Here is an 18,427-nt window from a genome sequence, read left to right as displayed (position 1 = left end):
CGGACCGTATTAAGGGTTACGTTTGCCTTCGCGCAGGTTCACACCCCCAAAGCCGGTATCGGATGGTGCAGATACTTTGCTGGACGCCCCGGCAGCCACCAGTTCCAGATCGTCATCCGTCAACTCCCCGTCGGTCACAGGGGTCTCAGCCGCCACAGCAGCGGCCAGTTCATCCCGACTGACGGTCAGGGAACGGGCCGCCGCGAAATCCGCAATCGCCACCACCATCGCCTCCCGATCCTTCAGTCCAGCCAAGGTCGCCATCATGGGACCGTCGGAGAGAATGGCAGTCCGCAGGGTGGCAAGGGCGGGGGCGGATGAAATCGACATCGGGCTTATCCTGTTCCGGCTGTGGACAAGGCTTTATGCCCGTGGGAGGAACCAGGGGCAAAATCCACCCTCTATGACCAGCCGCACCCGTTCTATGCGCCGGGCCGGGCACCGGTTTATCACCGCATACGAATTCTTCTTGTTCATGGCGCTGGACCTTGTCTCATGGCGGGAATGAAAGCGGCCGTGAAAACAAGGGCCGAACAGCCATTGGGGGGAAGAGGGCATGCCGCCGATCAACGGCCTTGCGACCATCGACTATGCCATCATCGCAGCCTATCTGGCCGGCATCATCGGGCTGGGCCTGTATCTGACCCGGCGGCGGGCCACGACGGAGGATTTCTTCCTGGCGTCGCGCGGCTGCACCTGGCCCGTCATCGGGCTGGCGCTGCTGGCTTCCAACATCTCCTCCACCACCCTGGTCGGGCTGGCGGGGGCCGCCTATGGCACCGGCATCTCTGTTTATAATTATGAATGGATGGCGGCGGTTATCCTGGTTTTCTTCTGCATCTTCTTCCTGCCCTTCCTGCTGCGCGCCCGTGTCTATACGCTGCCGGAATATCTGGAACGGCGCTATAGCGGCACGGCGCGGCTGTATTTTTCCGGCCTGACCCTGTTCCTCAACATCGTGGTGGATACGTCCAGCGCACTTTATGGCGGGGCCCTGCTGTTCAAGCTGCTGCTGCCGGATGTACCGCTGTGGCAGATCGTGATCGGGCTGGCCGTATCAGCCGGCATCTACACCATCGCCGGCGGCCTGCGCGCCGTGATCTACACGGAAGTGATCCAGGCCCTGCTGTTGCTGGGGGCAGCCCTGATCATCGCCATCAACACGTTCGATGCGGCTGGGGGCTGGGACCGGGTGATGGCAGCGGTGGACCCGGACAAGCTGTCCCTGATCCGCCCGCTGGACGATCCCACCCTGCCCTGGCTGGGCCTGCTGACGGGCGTGCCGCTGCTGGGCTTTTATTTCTGGTGTACCAACCAGTTCATGGTCCAGCGCGTGCTGACCGCGAAGGATGAGAATCATGGCCGCTGGGGCAGCCTGTTCGCCGGCCTGCTGAAACTGCCGGTGCTGTTCCTGATGGTGCTGCCGGGCACGGCGGCTATCCTGCTTTATCCAGGATTGGACAGCCCGGACATGGTGTACCCGACTTTGCTGCTGAACCTGCTGCCCGCCGGTCTGGCCGGCATTGCGGTGGCGGGCTTCATGGCGGCGCTGATGTCCTCCATCGCGTCTACCTATAATTCCGCCTCCACCCTGTTCACGATGGATTTCGTGCAGCGCCGCTGGCCCGGCCTGTCCAATGCCGCCCTGGTGCGGGTGGGGCGGGTGGTGACGCTGGTGATGGCCATCGCCTCGGTCCTGTGGGCTCCGCAGATCGAGCGGTTTGGTTCCCTCTGGCAATATCTGCAGGTGATCATCGCCTATGGCGTGCCGCCGGTGATGGCGCTCTATCTGGTCGGCCTGTTCTGGCGCCGCGCCAATGCCGCCGGTGCCACTGCCTGCATCGCCACGGGTGTGGTTGCCGGTATCGCCCTGTTCATGGCGGTGCAGGTGCTGGACCTGTTCAGCCTGCATTTCCTCTATATCGCGCCGCTGCTGTTCCTTGTCTGCGCCTTGGTGCTGGTGATCGTCAGTGCAGCCACCGCCCCCGATGCCGCCACGAAAACGGAAGGGATCATCTGGACCCCCGCCTTCTACCGGGAAGAAACGGCCCGTCTGGCGGCTGAACCCTTCTGGCGCAATTACCGGGTGCTGGCCGTGGGGCTGCTGGCGCTGACCGCCGCCATCGTCTTCACCTTCCGGTAAGGTGGCGGTGATGGCGACCGGAATGCCACAGCGCCCACACCTCTCCATCGTGGAAGTCGGGCCGCATTGCGCCGCCGGCCGCCCTGCCGCTATCCTGTCGCCCGCGGACCAGTATACAGGCGGCGACAGGGCGATGATGCGGGCAAAACGGCCAACTTCCTTCGATATCGCTGAACTGGCAGGCGTGTCGCAATCCACCGTATCCCGCGCCCTGCGCCATGACAGCATGGTCAGCGAGGATACGCGGCTGAAGGTGGAAGAGGCGGCGCGGCTGCTGAATTACAAGGTGGATGTGAATGCGCGCAACCTGCGCTCACAGAAAACCAACACCCTGGCCCTGCTGCTTTATGAAGATCCCGGCACATCGGACAGCCTGATCAACCCGTTCTTCCTGTCCATGCTGTCTTCCATCACCCGCGCCTCGGCCCGGCGCGGTTATGACCTGCTGGTTTCCTTCCAGCAGAGCAGCAATGACTGGCAGGGTGATTACGCCGCATCCAAACGGGCCGACGGGATCATCTTCCTGGGTTATGGCGACTATCCGCTTTATATCGACAAGATCCGCCGGCTGGACGAGGCCGGCATCCAGCACATCACCTGGGGACCGGTGATCCCCGGCCAGCCCGGCCATTTCATCGGGTCCGACAATGTGCAGGGCGCGGTGGAGGCGGTGTCACACCTGATCGCCGCGGGCCGCCGCCGCATCGCCTTTATCGGCGACATATCGGAGAATTGCCCGGAATTCCGCGACCGGCATCAGGGCTATCTGAAGGCGCTGGCAGCAGCCGGCCTGCCGGCGGACCCCGCCCTGCATCTGGACGCCCAGACGGCGGAGACCGATGGCCATGCCGCCACCTTGCTGCTGCTGGAAAGCGGGGTGGCGGTGGATGCCATTTTCGCCGCCTGCGATCTGGTCGCCATCGGCGCGCTGCATGCGGCGCGCGACCGGGGCCTGTCAGTACCGGGGGATATATCCATCGTCGGATTCGACGATATCCAGGCCTCCCTCTACACCAACCCACCCTTGACGACGGTGCGCCAGGACACCCAGGCGGCGGGCGAACTGCTGGTGGAAAACCTGTTGCGGCTGATGCAGGACAAGCCGATCAGCCAGACCATCATTCCAACGCGGCTGATCGTGCGCAATTCCTGCCGATAGGCAGTCGCCGCGCCGGAGAGGGTATGAAATCCCGGCCTCACCGGTCGCCGGCCATATCCTCTTCGGCGGCAAGCACGGCCACATCCGCGTTGGCCGCAATCTCACGGGTTTTCACCGCGCCCAGGGCCAGCATCTGATCCATCATATCTTCCATCTGCCCGTTGGAGGCGCGCAGGTTGCGGGCCAGGATGCGCACGATCGAAGCAACGAAGGGATCGGCCTCTGCCAGCCGCTGGCGTACCTTCTCTCCGGAAATGATGATGAGGATCGTATCCTCCATCGCCGTGGCCGAGGCTGAGCGTGTGCCCTCATCAATCAGGGCCATTTCCCCGAACAGGCAGTTGGGGCCGATTTCGGCCAGCACGACCGGATGTTCGGCATCCCCTCGCCACAGGCGGATGCAGCCGGACTGGACCAGATACATCTGGTCGCCCCGGTCACCGGTGGCGAAAACCTGCTTGCCTGCGGCGACGAATTTCCGGTTCAGAATCCCAACCATCGGCGCAAGGCCCCTTCCACGTCATATCAACCCTTGATGTGTGCCCCCCGGCGGGCAGGCTTTGCAAGTCCCTTGTCAATGCCGTGGCGGAAACCCCGCCCTGCCGGCACAAACTCCCCTTTTAGTTGCCGGTCGATGTCCCCTCGGTGACGGCCCCCACCAGGGTAAAGGCCGCCCAGTTGAAGGGATGGGCTGTCGCCTTCTGCGATGCCAAAATCTGTTGCGATGCCGCCAGCGCCACCGCCGGCCCGGCACCCGCCGCCGTGCGGCGGAACAGGCCCGTCATCAGTTCCACCGTGGGCAGGGATGGCACCTGCCAGTGGGTAACCAGCATGGCCCTGGCACCGGCAAAGAAGAAGGATTCGGCCAGACCGGACAAGGCCTCGCCCCCCAGCCGGCCACCACCGGCCGTGTTGCAGGCCGACAGGACGACCAGATCAGCATTCAGGCGCAGCAGGGCGATATCAGCCGCCGTCAGCAACCCATCATCGGCGGCACTGGCCGGGGGCGACGACGGCGGGGCCAGCGCCAGCCCCGGCTGGGTCTGGCAGCGCAATTCCCCCGGCAGCAGGCCATGGGTGGCGAAATAGAGGACGCGATACTGGTCCAGCCCCCGGTCCCGCACCGCAGCCTTGGTCACCGCTGCCCCCGTCACCACATCGCCCGGCCCGGCCCCCAGCAGGGCACCAACCTCCCGCACCTCATCCGCCGTCTCCGGCAAGGGGGCAAGGGCCCGCAGCAAGGCGGGGTCAAGCGGCGCATCGGTGCGGCAATTCTGCGCCAGCGCATCCATGCCGCTGGCAGCCCCCGCCCCCTTACCCTGGAAGGGCGGGGCGGCAAACCCGATGAAGGGCTTGGATGCCACGGGCCGCGCCACCGGACGGGCCAGCGCCATGAAGGCCGGGATTGAGGGGACGATGGCCAGCGCCCGCTGCCGCATCAGCCACGCGGCACCGGCATAATCATCCGTCTTGCCCGGCGGGGCCGTCACCAGCAGCGATGGCGGCAGGCTGGAAAGGGCGCCCGACGGCACAATCACCAGCCGGTCAGCACCGGCCAGCGCCGTCTCAGCAGGCCCCAGCAACGCCTGATAAAGCGCGTAGGACAAGCCCAGATCGAAAGGCGGCAGCACCCCGCCGCGCAGCTCCAACCCCCGGCGCAGGTCACGCACCTGATCCGCCAGGGTCTGGCGGGTCAGTGCCACGGGAAAGGCGGTGACCCCACCGGCACGCACGATGAAGCCGAAGCCGCCATCGGTACCGATGGCATAGGCAACCAGCGCTTCATCTGGTGCCAGCACGGCCTGCAGCGCCTCTGCCGGCACGGGGGCAGGCCGGCTCAACCGCGCATAGTCGGGGAAAGCGGCTTGAAGCTGGCGTTCCAGGGATTGCGCGCGACCGGCGGCCTCTTCCTGAGAGCGGGCCAGTTCCGCCTCCCGCGCCTTATCGCGCTGGATATCGGGTTTGGCGGTTTCCGCCGCCAGTTCAATCCGCAGGCGATCCCGTTCCCGCACCGCATCCTGCTGCTGGCGGATCAGGTCAGACACGGCGGGATCGGTGCTGGCGAACCGACTGGCGGCGCGGGTGATGGTCTGCCCCACCACCCCTTCACGCACCTGCTGCACCGCCAGGAACATTTCCCGATGCAGGGCGTCGCGCTGGCTGGGGTCGGCGTCGGCCATCCGGGACAGCACCGCCAGATAGGGCATGATCCGGTCCAGCGGCAGGGGGGCCGCCTCGCTATCCAGGCCCCGCACCATGGAAAGCCCTTCGCGATAGATTGCCGCTGCCGCCGCATCCTGCCGCCCTTCGGCATATACCCGGCCTAGTTCCAGCATCACCGATGCCACCGGCCAGCCAGTGCCGAATAATTGCCGGTTCGACCCAACCGCCCGTGACAGCAACGCTGCCCCACCGGCCACATCGCCCCGGCCTGCCGCTGCCATACCCTGCATGCCCAGGATGCGGGCATGCCACCAGGGCGGCAGGCCACGCGTGCGGTCATACAGCCGGCTGGCCTCCAATGCTGCGGCATCGGCCAGCCCATATTGCTTCAGGCGCAGGGAAACGGTGGCTTCCAGCAGCAGGGAATGGATCAGGTCACCCCGCGCGGCGGCAAGGCTGCCCAGCACGGTGCGGCTGGCCCCGCCACTGGCGGCATCATCCAGATCATTCACGATGGCGCGGCGCACGGCGCTGGCCTCGCGCGCCAGGGACAGGGCGCGCTTCTCCTCCCCGCTATTGGCGGCATGGAAGGCCATGTAGCTGGAAAGCCGCGCCCGCGCCGCCTTGTCAAAGGATTGCTGCAGCAGCCGGTCGGCGCGGCGGAACAGGGCGTCCGCCTCCTCCCCCCGGCCCTGGTTGGACACTTCCAGCGCCAGCGCCATCAGCGTGTCACCGGCACCGGGGCTGTCATCGCCCAGGCTGGCGGTCTGGATCGCCAAAGCGCGGCGATAGGCTTCCTCCGCCGCGCCATAATCCTCCACACTGTTGGACAGGCGGCCCAGCTCGCTCAACCGCTCAAAATCATTCAAGTCGCCGCGGCCAAAGCGCAGCGCGGCATCGCCCAGGGCGGCGCGCAGCGTGGCGGCAATATCGGGGGCGGTGGCGGGGGCCCCCGCTTCCAGCCGGGCGGCCATGCCGGTCAGCAGGTCGGCCACAGCCGGGATACCATCGCCCTGGTACAGCACCCGCCCATGGGCCAGGGACACGCCGACCCAGGGCCATCCCCCCTCCCGCAACTGGCAATTCAGCAGCAGGGCACGGGCCTCGCCCCCCAGATCGATCATCCGGCCCGGCTGGCAATTGGCGCGCAGGGCCAGGCTGCCGGCCCAGCGCGTCCGGGATGCCTCCACCATCAATTGCCGGCCATGTTCCGCCGGGTCCGCCGGCAGCGGGTCGTAAAGGCGGGTCACGGCGATGCTGCCGCTCGCCTGTTCCCACCCGGCGCAGAACAGGCCATAGGCCCCTTGCTCCCCCTCTGCCGGGGTGGCGGGGATGGCGCGGCATTCCTCCCCAATCGCATTAGTGCCGAAGGGAACCGGACCCGTCTTGCCCCCACCGGTGGGACCGGTACCCGTGGTGCAGCCCGCCAGCGCCAGCAGGGCAAAGCATGCCAGGGGGATCAGACGGCCCATGCGCATCACCAGACCCTGCCCAGATTGGGGAATTGCTGTTCCAGCCCCGGCGTACCTTCCGGCCCCTCGCCCGGCAGGCGGCGCTGCTGGCCCAGAAGGCCGGGGATCATCTCCTCCGTCTGGCTGTCATCATCAGCCGCCCCACCGGAGGCGGATTGCACCACCTGCGCCGCTGCCGCCACGGCATTGTCGGAACTGATGGTGCCGGAGGAACCAGCCAGCCCGCCCCCCGTGGGTGCCGGGCTCGTTACAGAGGCGCCCCCTGTCGCAGCGGCAGGGGAGGCGACGCCCATTCCGCCCGATGACAGGCTGGGGGCGATCACCGGCGCGCTGGTCGCGGGCGGCGTCGTCAACTGCGTTACCGGCACCAGTTCCGCCAGACCGCCGGGCAGGACGGCACCGCCGGTGACAAGCAGGGTGCCGTCAATATAGGTGATGCGGTAATTGCCATTGCTGATGCCGCCGGCCTGGACGGCATAGCTGCCGGCGGGGCTGCTGGCCGTCGCCGTCGTGCTGAAGGACAGGCCGGAAAGGCTGGTCGCATCATCGCCATTCACCAGCCCGTCAAACCGGGCGCTGAAAGGCGGATTGGCGGCACCGCTGGCGCGGGTGGCATTCTCCACCGTCACGGTCAATGCCGCGGGCGTGATGGTGAAGGACGCTTCCTGGAATTGCAGGGAATAATTGGCGCTGGTCAACGCCAGACTACCCTGGACGATCACATAAGTGCCGGCATTATCGCCACCCGCCCGCGCCAGCGCACCGGTCAGGACGTTTGCTGCCCCATCGCCCCGCTTCAAACCCGATACGCCATAGGCAAGAGCCGGGTCCACGCCGCCATAGGTTCTGGTCACACCTGTCGCCGTCACAGACAGCATGGCCGGCGTAATCACCAGATCAGCGCCGGTGAAGCTGACCGTATAATTGCCATTCGCCGCAAGGCTGCCTTGGCCGATCGCATAGGTGCCGGCATTCTCTCCCGCCTGACGCTCCAGCCCGCCGGAAAGCACATCACCCGCCACATCGCCCCGGCGCAAGCCGCTGACGCTGTAACCCAGCGACGGGTCGGCATCGCCATAGACCTTGCTGGCACCCGCCACCGTTACCGACAGCATCGCCGGGGTAATCACCAGATCAGCGCCGGTGAAGCTGACCGTGTAATTGCCATTCGCCGCAAGGCTGCCCTGGGTGATGGCGTAGCGGCCCACATTCTCACCTGCCTCACGGCCCAGCCCACCAGACAGTACATCCCCCGCCGCATCGCCCCGGCGCAAGCCGCTGACGCTATAGCCCAGCGACGGGTCGGCATCGCCATAGACCTTGCTGCCACCCGCCACCGTCACTGACAACATCGCCGGCGTGATCACCAGATCGGCGCCCGTGAAGCTGACAGTGTAATTGCCATTTGCGGCAAGACTGCCTTGGCCGATCGCATAGGTGCCGGCATTCTCTCCAGCCAGACGGCTCAACCCGCCAGACAGCACATCCCCCGCCGCATCACCCCGGCGCAGACCGCTGACGCTATAGCCCAGCGACGGGTCAGCATCGCCATAGACCTTGCTGGCACCCGCCACCGTTACCGACAGCACCGCCGGCGTGATCACCAGATCGGCGCCGGTAAAGCTGACAGTGTAATTGCCATTCGCGACAAGGCTGCCCTGGGTGATTCCATAGCGGCCCACATTCTCTCCCGCCTGACGCCCCAACCCGCCGGACAGTACATCCCCCGCCGCATCACCCCGCCGCAGACCGCTGACGCTATAGCCCAGCGATGGGTCAGCATCGCCATAGACCTTGGTGCCGCCTACCGCCGTCACCGACAGCATGGCCGGCGTGATCACCAGATCGGCACCCGTGAAGCGGATCGTGTAATTGCTGCTGGCCGCCAAGCTGCCCTGGGTGATGGCATAGGTACCTGCATTCTCCCCCGCCGTGCGGGTAAGCGCGCCGGTCACGCTATCGCCTGCAACCAGGCCATCCACCCGATAGGAGAGGGCGGGATCGGCATCGCCATACAGACGGGTCTGGCCATTGGCGGTGATGGTCAGCGCGGCGGGCGTGATGGTCAGGGTGCCGGCCTGATGGCCGCTTGAAGCCAGAACGTAATTGTTGGCATCGGCCCCGCTGAGCCCGGCCAGGGTCTGGCCGTAGGTGCCTACATTCAGCCGCCCGGAGGAAGTGCCGGGCGCCAGAGCAACCATCCCGCCGACCTGATCACCGGCCAGTACGCCGTTGAATGTCGCCGCCCCCAGCACAGGCGTCTGGCCATAGGTGGCACTGGCACCGGCAATGGCATAGGTGATGGGTTTGGGCGCAACGGTCAGGCTGCCGGCACTGTTGCCCGCAACGGCGATGGTGTAATTGCCCGCAGCAGCCCCTGTCAGGCCCGAGACGCTCACGCCATAAGTGCCTGCCGCAAGGCGCTCCGTCAGCAATGCACCGTTGGACAGGGCCGCCATACCCGCCACGGCATCCCCTTCCAGCACGCCATTGAGCCGGATATCCCCCAATGTGGCGAGCGTGCCATAGACGCTGCCGGCATGGCCGATGCTGTAGGTCAGGGTCTTGGGCGCAATCACCAGGGAACCAGCACTATTGCCCGTGGCCGCAAGGGTGTAATTGCTCGCACGGCTGCCCGTCAGGCCGGAAACGGACTGGCTATAGGTGCCCGCCGCCAGACGGTCGTTTACTGTCGCCCCGACCACCCCCGCGGTCGCCTGAACATCATCCCCATTCACCAGACCGGACAAGGTCACCTGTCCCAGCCGCGCAGCGGTGCCATAGGTGCCGGTGGCACTAGCGATGCTGTAGGTCAGCGTCTTGGGCGTAATGATCAGTTGGCCGGCACTGTTGCCGCTGGCCGCAATTGTGTAATTGCCAGCCCCTTCGCCGGTCAGGCGGATAAGGGCCTGGCCATAGGTGCCCACATTGGTGCTTGGCGACAGGCTGGAAACAACGCCGCCAATCCGCACGCCCACCTCGCCCCCCACCCTGTCGCCTTCCACCACGCCGTCCAACTGGACGGAACCGGGTGTGACAGCGCCATAGGTACCGGTGCCGGCCCCGATGGCATAGGTCAGCGCCTTGGGATTGATGGTGAGAAAGCCGCTGCCCGCACTGAACCGATAACCAAGGTCGGAGGACAGGCTGGCAATATCCGCAGACAGGACATAGCCACCGACATTGCGCCCGGCACCACTAACCGTCGCCGCTCCGGTCACAGCATCGGCCAGCAGGTCACCGGCCAGCAGACCGCTCACCTGATAGCCAAGGCTGGGAACCGTGCCATCATAGGTCCGGATCCCGCCTTCCGGCGTGATGGTCAGGACCGGGGCATAGGCATAGACGAAGCGGCTGCCCTGATTGTTGATCGTCCCGCCATCATGCGTGGCGAAATTGAAGGCGCGGTTATAGAGCGGCTTGGCCGCGACGCCGCCCGTATTGCCACCAACCGGGCTGGAGGCGAAAACCAGGAACCGCGCCCCCTCCCCCACCGACAAGGCATTGCTGCCGGCCAGATTGCTGAAGGTGCCATTCGCGGCCAGCACTAGCGCATCGCCCTGGCCCCCTGCGGCGACGCCAGCGTTGAGAATGATATTACCGTTGGCGGTGACCTTCACCTTACCGGCAGCGCTGATGCCTGTCCCCGTAACGGTCAGGGCGCGGTTGCTATGGATATCCAGATTGGCGCCGGCCACAGCCGTCAAAGTGCCGATCATGTTGCCCTGATGGGTCAGGGTGATGGAACCGCCGGCCAGGACCAGATTGCTGGCATAGATGGCACCCGTCTGGGTGATACCAGCTTGTCCGGCCTGCAAAGTCACAGAACGTCCGGCGGAAATGCCGCCGGACCCGATATGGATCCCACCCTCGTCCCGCCAGATGATGTCCCCCAGCGATCCGGTCGCCAGGGAGATGGTACCAACCCGGTTGCCGGCATGGTCCAGGGTGATGCTGCCGCCACTGTTAATGGTGAGGCTGCCCGTCTGGAGCGCGCCGGTCTGGGTGACAGCCCCGCCAGCCGTCAGGGCCAAGGCCCCTTCCCGGACCAGGGTACCGGCGATGGCAATCGCGCCGCCGCCATAGATGGCAAGGGTGGGTGTCTCGATCCGGCAGAGTTCCGCCGCAGAGAGGTTAAGCCGCCCGCTATCCACCCCCGGCCCCGCCAGTTCCACCGCGCGGCCCGCGGTGCGGGTGGAAAGCGTAACGCTACCGGTGGTCCGGATGGCGCCGTCAATCTGCATCTGATCAGCGGTCAGGCTGATAGTCTGCGCGGCGGTCAGGGCGCCGGCAGCGTCGATGCTGATCGTACCGGCGGCAGCCAGCCCCAGTTCGTTCCCCGCCATGATCGGGCCTGATATGGCGATATTCCCGCCGCTATTGAGGTAAACCGCGCCTTTGGTGGCGAGGTTCAAACCCTCCTTGACGGTGATGGCGCCGCTGGCCTCAAAGTAAAGCACGCCGGCGCCCAGGATATTGGCCAGTTCCGCCGTGCCCAGATGCAATTGGCCGTCATCCGCGCCGCCCAGCGTGATACCACGACCATTGCCCAGGGTGGAAAGGGTGATCCGCCCCGAGGACTGGGTTTCCACTGTGCCTGACAGGTCCAGAATATCGGTCTGCAGGGTCAGCCAGAGCGGTGCCTTGATCGCGGCAGCCGGTGCCACCGTCACCGATCCGCCGCGCATGGTCGTGGTATAGAAGCGCGACAGGTCCAGGCCGCCTTCCAGCCGCAGAGCGCCCGATGTCCGGAAATAGGTGGAAAAGGCGCTGATGCGCCCGATCTCCGCCGCATCCAGGCTCAACCGGTCGCCAACCTTGGCCCCCAAGGTCAGGCCGCGCCCCTCCCGGTCAGCGATTTCCAGGCTGCTGGTGCTGATCGTGCCGGCCAGGGTCAGCGTACCCGTATTCACAATAAGGGAACTGCCGCCGCTGATGGTGGAACCGGCGGCAAGCGTGACCGTGCCGCCATTCAGCGCCACATTGGGGCCGCTGATATGGCCGCCCGAGGCCAGGCGGATATCACCCGCCGTCGATATCGTCAGCCAGGCATTGCCCCAGCCGCCGCCGGTATAGGCGATTGTGGACTGGATATCGACCCCCAGTCCCCCTTCCGCAACGCCTGTGGTGAAGGACGCGGCATCACTGAAGCGCACACCACTGACGGTGCCGACCGTACCGATGGTCAACACCCCTTGATTGGTGAGCGAGATAGCCCCTGTATCGGCGGCCAGCGTGCCGATCTGATTGCCGCTATTGTTCAGCGTAAAGGTGCCGCCAGCCCCCAGCAAAGCCAGTTTAGAGGCTGTGATCGCGCTGGCACCGGCAGCCTGTGTCACCTGCCCGCCATTGCCGGCCATCAACTCCAACAGCCCAGCATTGGCAGGTGCCAGGGTGGCGGCAATCAGCAGGTTGCCCCCCGTCGCAGCCCCCAGCCGCAAGGTGCCGGCACTGATATTGCCAAAATCGGCAACCGCCAGCGACAGGGCGGCATTGTCATCGGTGCCGGAAGCATCGACCCGCAAGGTGCGGTTGGATGATCCCTGGCTGAGCCAGACCCGCCCGGTGGTGGAAAACTGGTTGCTCGCCAGGTCAATATAATCGGCGGTGATGGTGATGTTCCCACCCCCGGCCTGATAGGTGCCGGCCCCGGTCAGATTGATGGACCCGATCCATGTTGCGGGATTGGGTGTTGTCGCCAGCAGGTCAATGGCACCACCCCCCGTGCGGATATCGGCGGCCTCGGCACTGATGGCATTGGCCCCGGCAGTCGCGCTGCCAGTCAGGCGCACAGCCCCGCCTTGGGTCCATAGCCGGTTGGCCCCCGCCAGAACAACCCGACCGCCGGCCCCGTACAGGCTGCCCCCGATGGGAAAGCCGGCGCGCAGGTCGATGGTCAACGCATTGCTGGTGCTGGTAATATCCACCCCTTGCGCCAGGGTGATATCGCGCCCGGCCCGCAGGATCAGGCTGGCAGCGCCGCCGGTCGATTTGGTGATATCAGCAGCAAGGCTGATATCCTGCGTCGCCGTCATCACGACGCTGGTGCCGCTGTTCAGCAGCGCCTGCAGACTGGCGGCAGCAAGGCTGCCACCGCCATTACCAATCACGATGGACGGCGCTTCCAGCAGCAGGGTGCCCGCAAGCCCGGACGGGGCCGACAGGTCGATCATGCCGGCAATATCCAGCCCGCCTTTGCCGATAATCGTCGCCGTTCCGCCAAAGCCACCAGCGCCCCCCTTGGCGGAAACGACGCCGGCAACGCTGGTCTGGCCATCGGAACGGATGCTGACAGTGCCGCCGCTGCCGCTGGCCGTGGCATCGGCGCGGATCTGGCTTTGTGCGTCGATCTGGACCGTCCGGGTGGGGGCCAGCTCATCCGCCGTGCCCGCAACCCCGCCGACCTGGACGCTGCCGCCACCGGTCGCGCCACTGGCCGCCACAGTCGCCCCGGTCAGGGTGACGCTGTCACCGGAAAGGGCGATGGTGCCACCCCGACCCGCATCCGCGCCGGCATCCAGGGTGCCGGTCACGGCCACAGCCGCCCCTTCCCCGCCGATGAAGATACGACCGTCGCGCTGTTCCACCCCGCGCGCTTCCACCAGACCGCCCATATTGATGCTGGCGACTGCCCCTGCCGCCGCCCGGGCCGTGACCAGCACGGACCCGCCCTGGGCGCGGATCGTGCCGCTATTGGCCACGCTGGCCGCCAGTTCCGCCGGCAGTTCGAAGCGCAGCAGCCCGTCACCATGCAGGTCCAAGGTGAAGCTGTCGGTGCCGGCCAGTACCACCCGGCCCAGCCGCGCCTCCACCAGACCGCGATTTTCCACGGAGGCCGCCGCCAGCGCGACATAGCCACCATCGGCCACGCTGATATGGCCTTCATTCAGAATGGCGGCCCCCGCCGCCGCGCCGGAGAAAACCAGCCGCCCGGCCGCAAAATCCGCATCGGACAAGGTCGCCGTGGTCGCCAGGAAGGAACCGGCATCAATCCGCGCGCCCTGGCCGATCACGATGCCGGCACGGTCGATCACCACCACCTGTCCATTGGCGGTCAGCGATCCATCAATGCGGGTGCCTGTGCCGCCGGGGCCAACCCGGTTAACCAGCAGCGACTGGCTGCCCGGCTGCTGCACCGTCACGCTTTCGCCGGCCCCGATGGAAAAAGACCGCCAGTCGATCAGCGCCCGGTCGCTGCCCTGCCGGATCAGGGTCTGGCCGGGGGCGGTCTGGCTGATGGCGGCCTGACCACTGGTGACGCTGCCCCCCTCCGGACCCGCCAGGGCGGGCAGGACGGGCAAGCAGAAGACACTGGCCAGCGCGGCCGCCCGCACCCACCGATGCCGACGCCGTGCCGTCATAGCTGCACCGTCAAATCAACGAAAAGACGGGTACGCCGCCGGTCGGCGCCGGGGATGGGCAGGGCACGCAGGGTGCGCGCCACTTCCATCGTCAGGCTGGCCTTGCTGGCAATTCCCATCCGCAAGCCGCCGCCCGCGGAGAGTAGATGCGTATCAGCGGCGATACTGTCCCATACCCGCCCGCTATCCAGGAAAGCATAAGGCACCATGGCATCAACGAAGGGCAGGCCGGGGTCAAAACCGCGCCGCAGTTCCAGCCCGCCGCCAATAGCCTTGGGGCCGGACAGGTCACCGCCATTATAGCCCCGGCCAAACCGGGTACCGCCCAGCGCGAATTCCTCCCCCGCCGGCAGCACATCCGGGCTGTATTGGCCGGCAAGCGTCAGCGTCGCGCCCAGCCCTGCCGGCAGGCGCAGGCCATACCCGATCTCGCCGCTGAGCTTGGTAAAATCGGCATCGGTGCCCGGCCGCGACCCTTCCAGCGATCCCTTGCCCGTCGCCCCCAGGATGCCCAGCCCGCGCGTGATGCCGGCCGTGGCGAACAGGTCGCCGCCGGCTATGTGCTGACCGCTATAGGTCGCCCGCACATCCAGGGTGCGCCAGTCATCCCGGCTGAAGGGCGCGTTGAGGATTTCCACCGTGGCATGCTGCAGGTTCCAGCCCGCCTCCAGCGTCAGGTTGCGGGCGCGGCTGCGGATAACGGGCCAGGACAGGCGCTGGCCGACGCCGACGCTTTCCGTCGCCACGGCAAAGGGTTTCAACGCCGCCCCCGGCCGGCCCCGGCTGTAATTGCCGGTACTGGTCAGCGACAGGCCGGACGCGGCCAAAGGCTGCTGCCAGCGCAGATTGGCGGAGCGTTGCTCATCCACCTCCGGCGTGGCAGACAGGGTAACACCAATCTGCTCCCCCCAGCCGAGAAAGCCATTGGCTGCCAGATCGACAAAGCCGGACCAGGGGCCGGCGAAATCCGATCCGCGATTGCCCACACCCGCCACCATTGCATAGGGCGCCCTGTCCAGACCCACCAGCAATTCGGCAGCACCAAATTCATCCCCCGGCCGGATCAGGCCGGTCACGGTAACGCCAGGCAGATCATCGACCAGCAGCAGGCCACGTTCGATCAACCCCACCTGGGCCGGGCGGGCCGCCAGCGCATCGGCCAGCCGGCCTTCCACCCGTTCGCGATCCCCCGCACCGCCGCCTTCCACCCGCACCCGCGCCAGATGGCCTTCGATCACCCGGATGGTGATGCTGCCATCCTTGATCTCCTGCGCCGGGACAAAGGCGCGGGTCAGGCCCAGCCCCAGCGCCAGGTAACGGGCCTGAATGGCATCGGCCAAGGCCGCCACTTCCGCCAGGGTCACCGGCCGGCTGGTCAGTTCCGCAATCTTGTCGGCAAACAGGGTAGCGGGGTCAAACACACTCGCCCCCTCCACCGCGATGCGCTTCAGGGGGAAGCGCAGATCGGCACCGGCGGCAGGGGCCGCCCCTTTGCGCTGGGTGGGGATGGAAAATTGCAGTTGCGCCTTGGGTGCGCGGCGTTGTTCTTCCAGCGGGGCCGGCACCGTGGGGCGCCCCGGCTCCACCGAACCCGGAAGCTGTACCGATGGCGCTGTCTGCGCCGTAGCCCCGGTCGCTGCCAGCACCGATATGGACAACAGGGCGGGAAAGGCAGAGCGCATCATTAAAAGATTTTCCAGGGAGACACCAAAAGGTGTACGCCGGAGGAGGGGCAACAAGCTAGTATTTTATCTATTATCGGGACCGTATCGTAAGAAACGAGCGGATGCAAATGCGTAAAACACCCATAAGTTGATAAACAAACACATCTAAAAATTGCCACGCATTAGAATGTCAGAGTAACAACTGTACCTCATGCAGTCATTGATGACAGGTCTGGAGAGCGGAAGGTGGAAGAGATCGCGGTTGAAGCCGGCAAATTGCTGCTGAAGGAGGGGGATCGCTGCGGCGATGCCTTTCTGGTGGTGGCCGGTCGGGTGGAGGTGTTCCGCGCCATCGACGGGACCAAGCACCGGCTGGCCGTGCTGGGGCCGGGGGATTTCGCCGGTGAGATGGGGTTGATCGACAATGCGCCGCGCGCCGCCTGCATCGCGACGATGGAGCCGACGCGCCTGATCATCGTGTCGCGTGACCTGCTGGTGCGGCAATTGCGGGCCAGCCCGCCGCTGGTGCGCTATGTGCTGCATTCCCTGATCCGCACCTTGCGGTCCCTCCATGGCATTCCGGCAGTGGCGGGCGACCCGATCTTCGCTGGCGAGCCCATCGTGTCGGAACGGACCTTCAAGCTGCTGCGCCGGGATATCTTCGCCGAAGGTCGCACCATTTTCCGCCGGGGGGACGAGGCGCATGGCGCCTATCTGGTGCAGAGCGGTCGGGTGCAGGTCTGGCGGGATTTGCCGGGCGATGATGACCGAAGCCAGGATGCGTTGCCCCTGGCAGAGGTGGGACCGGGCGGGGTGTTCGGGGAGATGGCTTTGCTGCGCAACACCACCCGCGCCGCCAGCGTCACCGCCATTGAGGCCACCGTCTGCGAGATGATCCCCCGCACCCGGTTTGAGGAATTGCTGCGCGCCGCCCCTACCATCATCCGCCAGCTTGTCACCTGCTATATCAACCGGATCGAGCGGGGATTATAAGGCCGGCTGACGGCGGCCCAGAAAGGTCCGGATGCGGCGGTGGCGGGCGGCATCCAGCGGATAACCCCAGATCACCACCATGGATGCCAGCATGCCCAGGCTGGGCAGCAACCCCGCCAGCAGGCGGAATCCTTCCACCGTTTCAGCCGCCTGTTCCACATTGGGCATGAAGCCGACCAGGGCCAGCGCCCAGCCGCTGACAATGCCAGACGCGCCGACCGCGAGCTTCGTCATGCAGGATGCGCCGCCATAGATCTTGGCCTCGTCCCGGCGGCGGCAGCGCCATTCCCCGAAATCCACCGCATCCGGCAGCATGGACCATCCAGCCACCGCATGGGCGGTATGGCCGATGAAGATGATGGTCAGGCAGACCAGTGTCGGCCAAAGCCCGTGCAGCAGGGGCAGGCCCAGGCACCCCACTGCTGTCATGGCGCTGCCGATCAGCCAGCAATCCCTTTTGCTGCGCCATTTCGCCAGCGCCACCCATGCCGGCACGCTGACCACGCCCGCCGCCGTCAGCCAGGGCAAGGCGATGCCCGACAGGCTGGCATTCCCCAGATCATATTTGAACAGATAGGGCAGGTTGCGCATCAAAAGGCCCAGGCTGACATGAACCAGGACCGTCGCCGCCATGACGCGCAGCAACGGCCCGTTGCGCATCACCGCAGGGAAAAAGCCCGCCAGCGGCGGTGGGGCACTATCCCCCCCGGCCAGCCCCCGGCCCCGTTCCCGCACCGCCGCCCCGCAGGCCAGCAGCGCCAGGGTGGCGGTCGCCGCCGTGATGGCGGCCGCCGGGCCATAGCCATTGCCACCGCCGCCCGCCGCGAAATATTCCGCCAGCAGGGGCAGCATGGCGGATACGGTCATGGCACCGGAAAAGGCGAACAACATGCGCCAGCCGGTCAGGCTGGCCCGTTCATCGGCATCGCGGGTGATCGCCGCCGTCAGGGAGGAATAGGGGATGCCCACCACGCTATACGCGCTGCGCAACAGCATGTGCGAGATCAGCGCGAAGGCCAGCATGCCGCTGGTACCGGGTGACAGCCAGGATGGCGGGTAAAAACAGAAGGTGAAGGCCAGCCCCAGCGGCACCGCCCCCAGCAGGATAAAAGGGCGGTAACGCCCCATGCGGTCGAACAGCCGCCCCCGCGCCCGGTCGGACAGCATGCCGACCAGCGGGTCCATGATCGCGTCCCAGACCCCGACGATGAAGAAGCAGATCCCCGCCTCCCATGCCGACAGGCCCAGCATGTCGACATGGAAAAAGACGATGAAAAGCAGGATCGACTGCCAATAAAGGTTCAGGCCGAAATCGCCGATGCCATAGCCGATCTTGCCGCCAAGTCCCAATGCCCGCATCGCGCCTGCCAAACCACTGCCCCGGGGGTCGCCGATGCGGGGGACGTTACGCTTTGCACCCAGGCGGCGTCGAGCCTGCGTTAACCAGAAACCGCGCTGCGGAAGCGGGCGGC

Annotated in this window: 9 protein-coding genes; 3 read left to right on the top strand and 6 right to left on the bottom strand. The window is 66.2% G+C overall.

The window, feature by feature from the left end; all coding sequences use genetic code 11:
- Nucleotides 1-9: 9 nt before the first annotated feature.
- Nucleotides 10-330: a hypothetical protein gene (locus tag G473_RS0107710; RefSeq protein ID WP_029012628.1), complete on the bottom strand. Its 321-nt coding sequence runs from the start codon at nucleotides 328-330 to the stop codon at nucleotides 10-12.
- 226 nt (nucleotides 331-556) lie between these two features.
- Between G473_RS0107710 and G473_RS0107700 the strand changes: the two genes are divergently transcribed.
- Together G473_RS0107700 and G473_RS0107695 are read left to right on the top strand one after the other, a co-directional pair.
- The gene (locus G473_RS0107700) at nucleotides 557-2,143 is read left to right on the top strand and encodes a sodium:solute symporter (RefSeq protein ID WP_029012627.1); all 1,587 of its coding nucleotides are present in this window, start codon (nucleotides 557-559) and stop codon (nucleotides 2,141-2,143) included.
- Nucleotides 2,144-2,153: 10 nt separating this feature from the next.
- Nucleotides 2,154-3,302: a LacI family DNA-binding transcriptional regulator gene (locus G473_RS0107695; RefSeq protein WP_245580009.1), complete on the top strand. Its 1,149-nt coding sequence runs from the start codon at nucleotides 2,154-2,156 to the stop codon at nucleotides 3,300-3,302.
- A 37-nt stretch (nucleotides 3,303-3,339) separates the two neighbouring features.
- Here the strand turns inward: G473_RS0107695 and G473_RS25675 are convergent, their stop codons facing one another.
- The 4 genes from G473_RS25675 to G473_RS0107675 form a co-directional block, all read right to left on the bottom strand.
- Entirely contained in the window at nucleotides 3,340-3,801 is a 462-nt protein-coding gene (locus tag G473_RS25675; RefSeq protein ID WP_051330001.1) for a Crp/Fnr family transcriptional regulator, read from the bottom strand.
- A gap of 121 nt (nucleotides 3,802-3,922) precedes the next feature.
- Nucleotides 3,923-6,943 (bottom strand): CHAT domain-containing protein, encoded by a 3,021-nt coding sequence (locus G473_RS0107685; RefSeq protein WP_029012625.1) that lies wholly within the window; start codon nucleotides 6,941-6,943, stop codon nucleotides 3,923-3,925.
- A complete protein-coding gene (locus tag G473_RS0107680) occupies nucleotides 6,943-14,298 on the bottom strand; it encodes an MBG domain-containing protein (RefSeq protein ID WP_029012624.1) in 7,356 nt (2,451 codons plus the stop codon). The genes G473_RS0107685 and G473_RS0107680 overlap by 1 nt, the downstream gene beginning before the upstream one ends.
- A complete protein-coding gene (locus G473_RS0107675) occupies nucleotides 14,295-15,983 on the bottom strand; it encodes a ShlB/FhaC/HecB family hemolysin secretion/activation protein (protein ID WP_029012623.1) in 1,689 nt (562 codons plus the stop codon). The genes G473_RS0107680 and G473_RS0107675 overlap by 4 nt, the downstream gene beginning before the upstream one ends.
- A gap of 225 nt (nucleotides 15,984-16,208) precedes the next feature.
- Between G473_RS0107675 and G473_RS0107670 the strand changes: the two genes are divergently transcribed.
- Nucleotides 16,209-16,955 carry a cyclic nucleotide-binding domain-containing protein gene (locus G473_RS0107670; protein WP_029012622.1) on the top strand — a complete coding sequence of 249 codons (747 nt, stop codon included), beginning with the start codon at nucleotides 16,209-16,211 and terminating at the stop codon, nucleotides 16,953-16,955.
- Here the strand turns inward: G473_RS0107670 and G473_RS0107665 are convergent.
- Nucleotides 16,950-18,326, bottom strand: coding sequence for an MFS transporter (locus G473_RS0107665; RefSeq protein WP_154667309.1), 1,377 nt, complete (start codon nucleotides 18,324-18,326; stop codon nucleotides 16,950-16,952). The two genes, G473_RS0107670 and G473_RS0107665, sit on opposite strands and share 6 nt — an antisense overlap.
- Between the last annotated feature and the right edge of the window lie 101 nt (nucleotides 18,327-18,427).

The organism is Niveispirillum irakense DSM 11586 (assembly GCF_000429645.1).
Lineage (GTDB): Bacteria > Pseudomonadota > Alphaproteobacteria > Azospirillales > Azospirillaceae > Niveispirillum > Niveispirillum irakense.
Note: the sequence above shows the minus strand (reverse complement) of the source record. Positions and strands in the feature narration are given on the sequence as shown.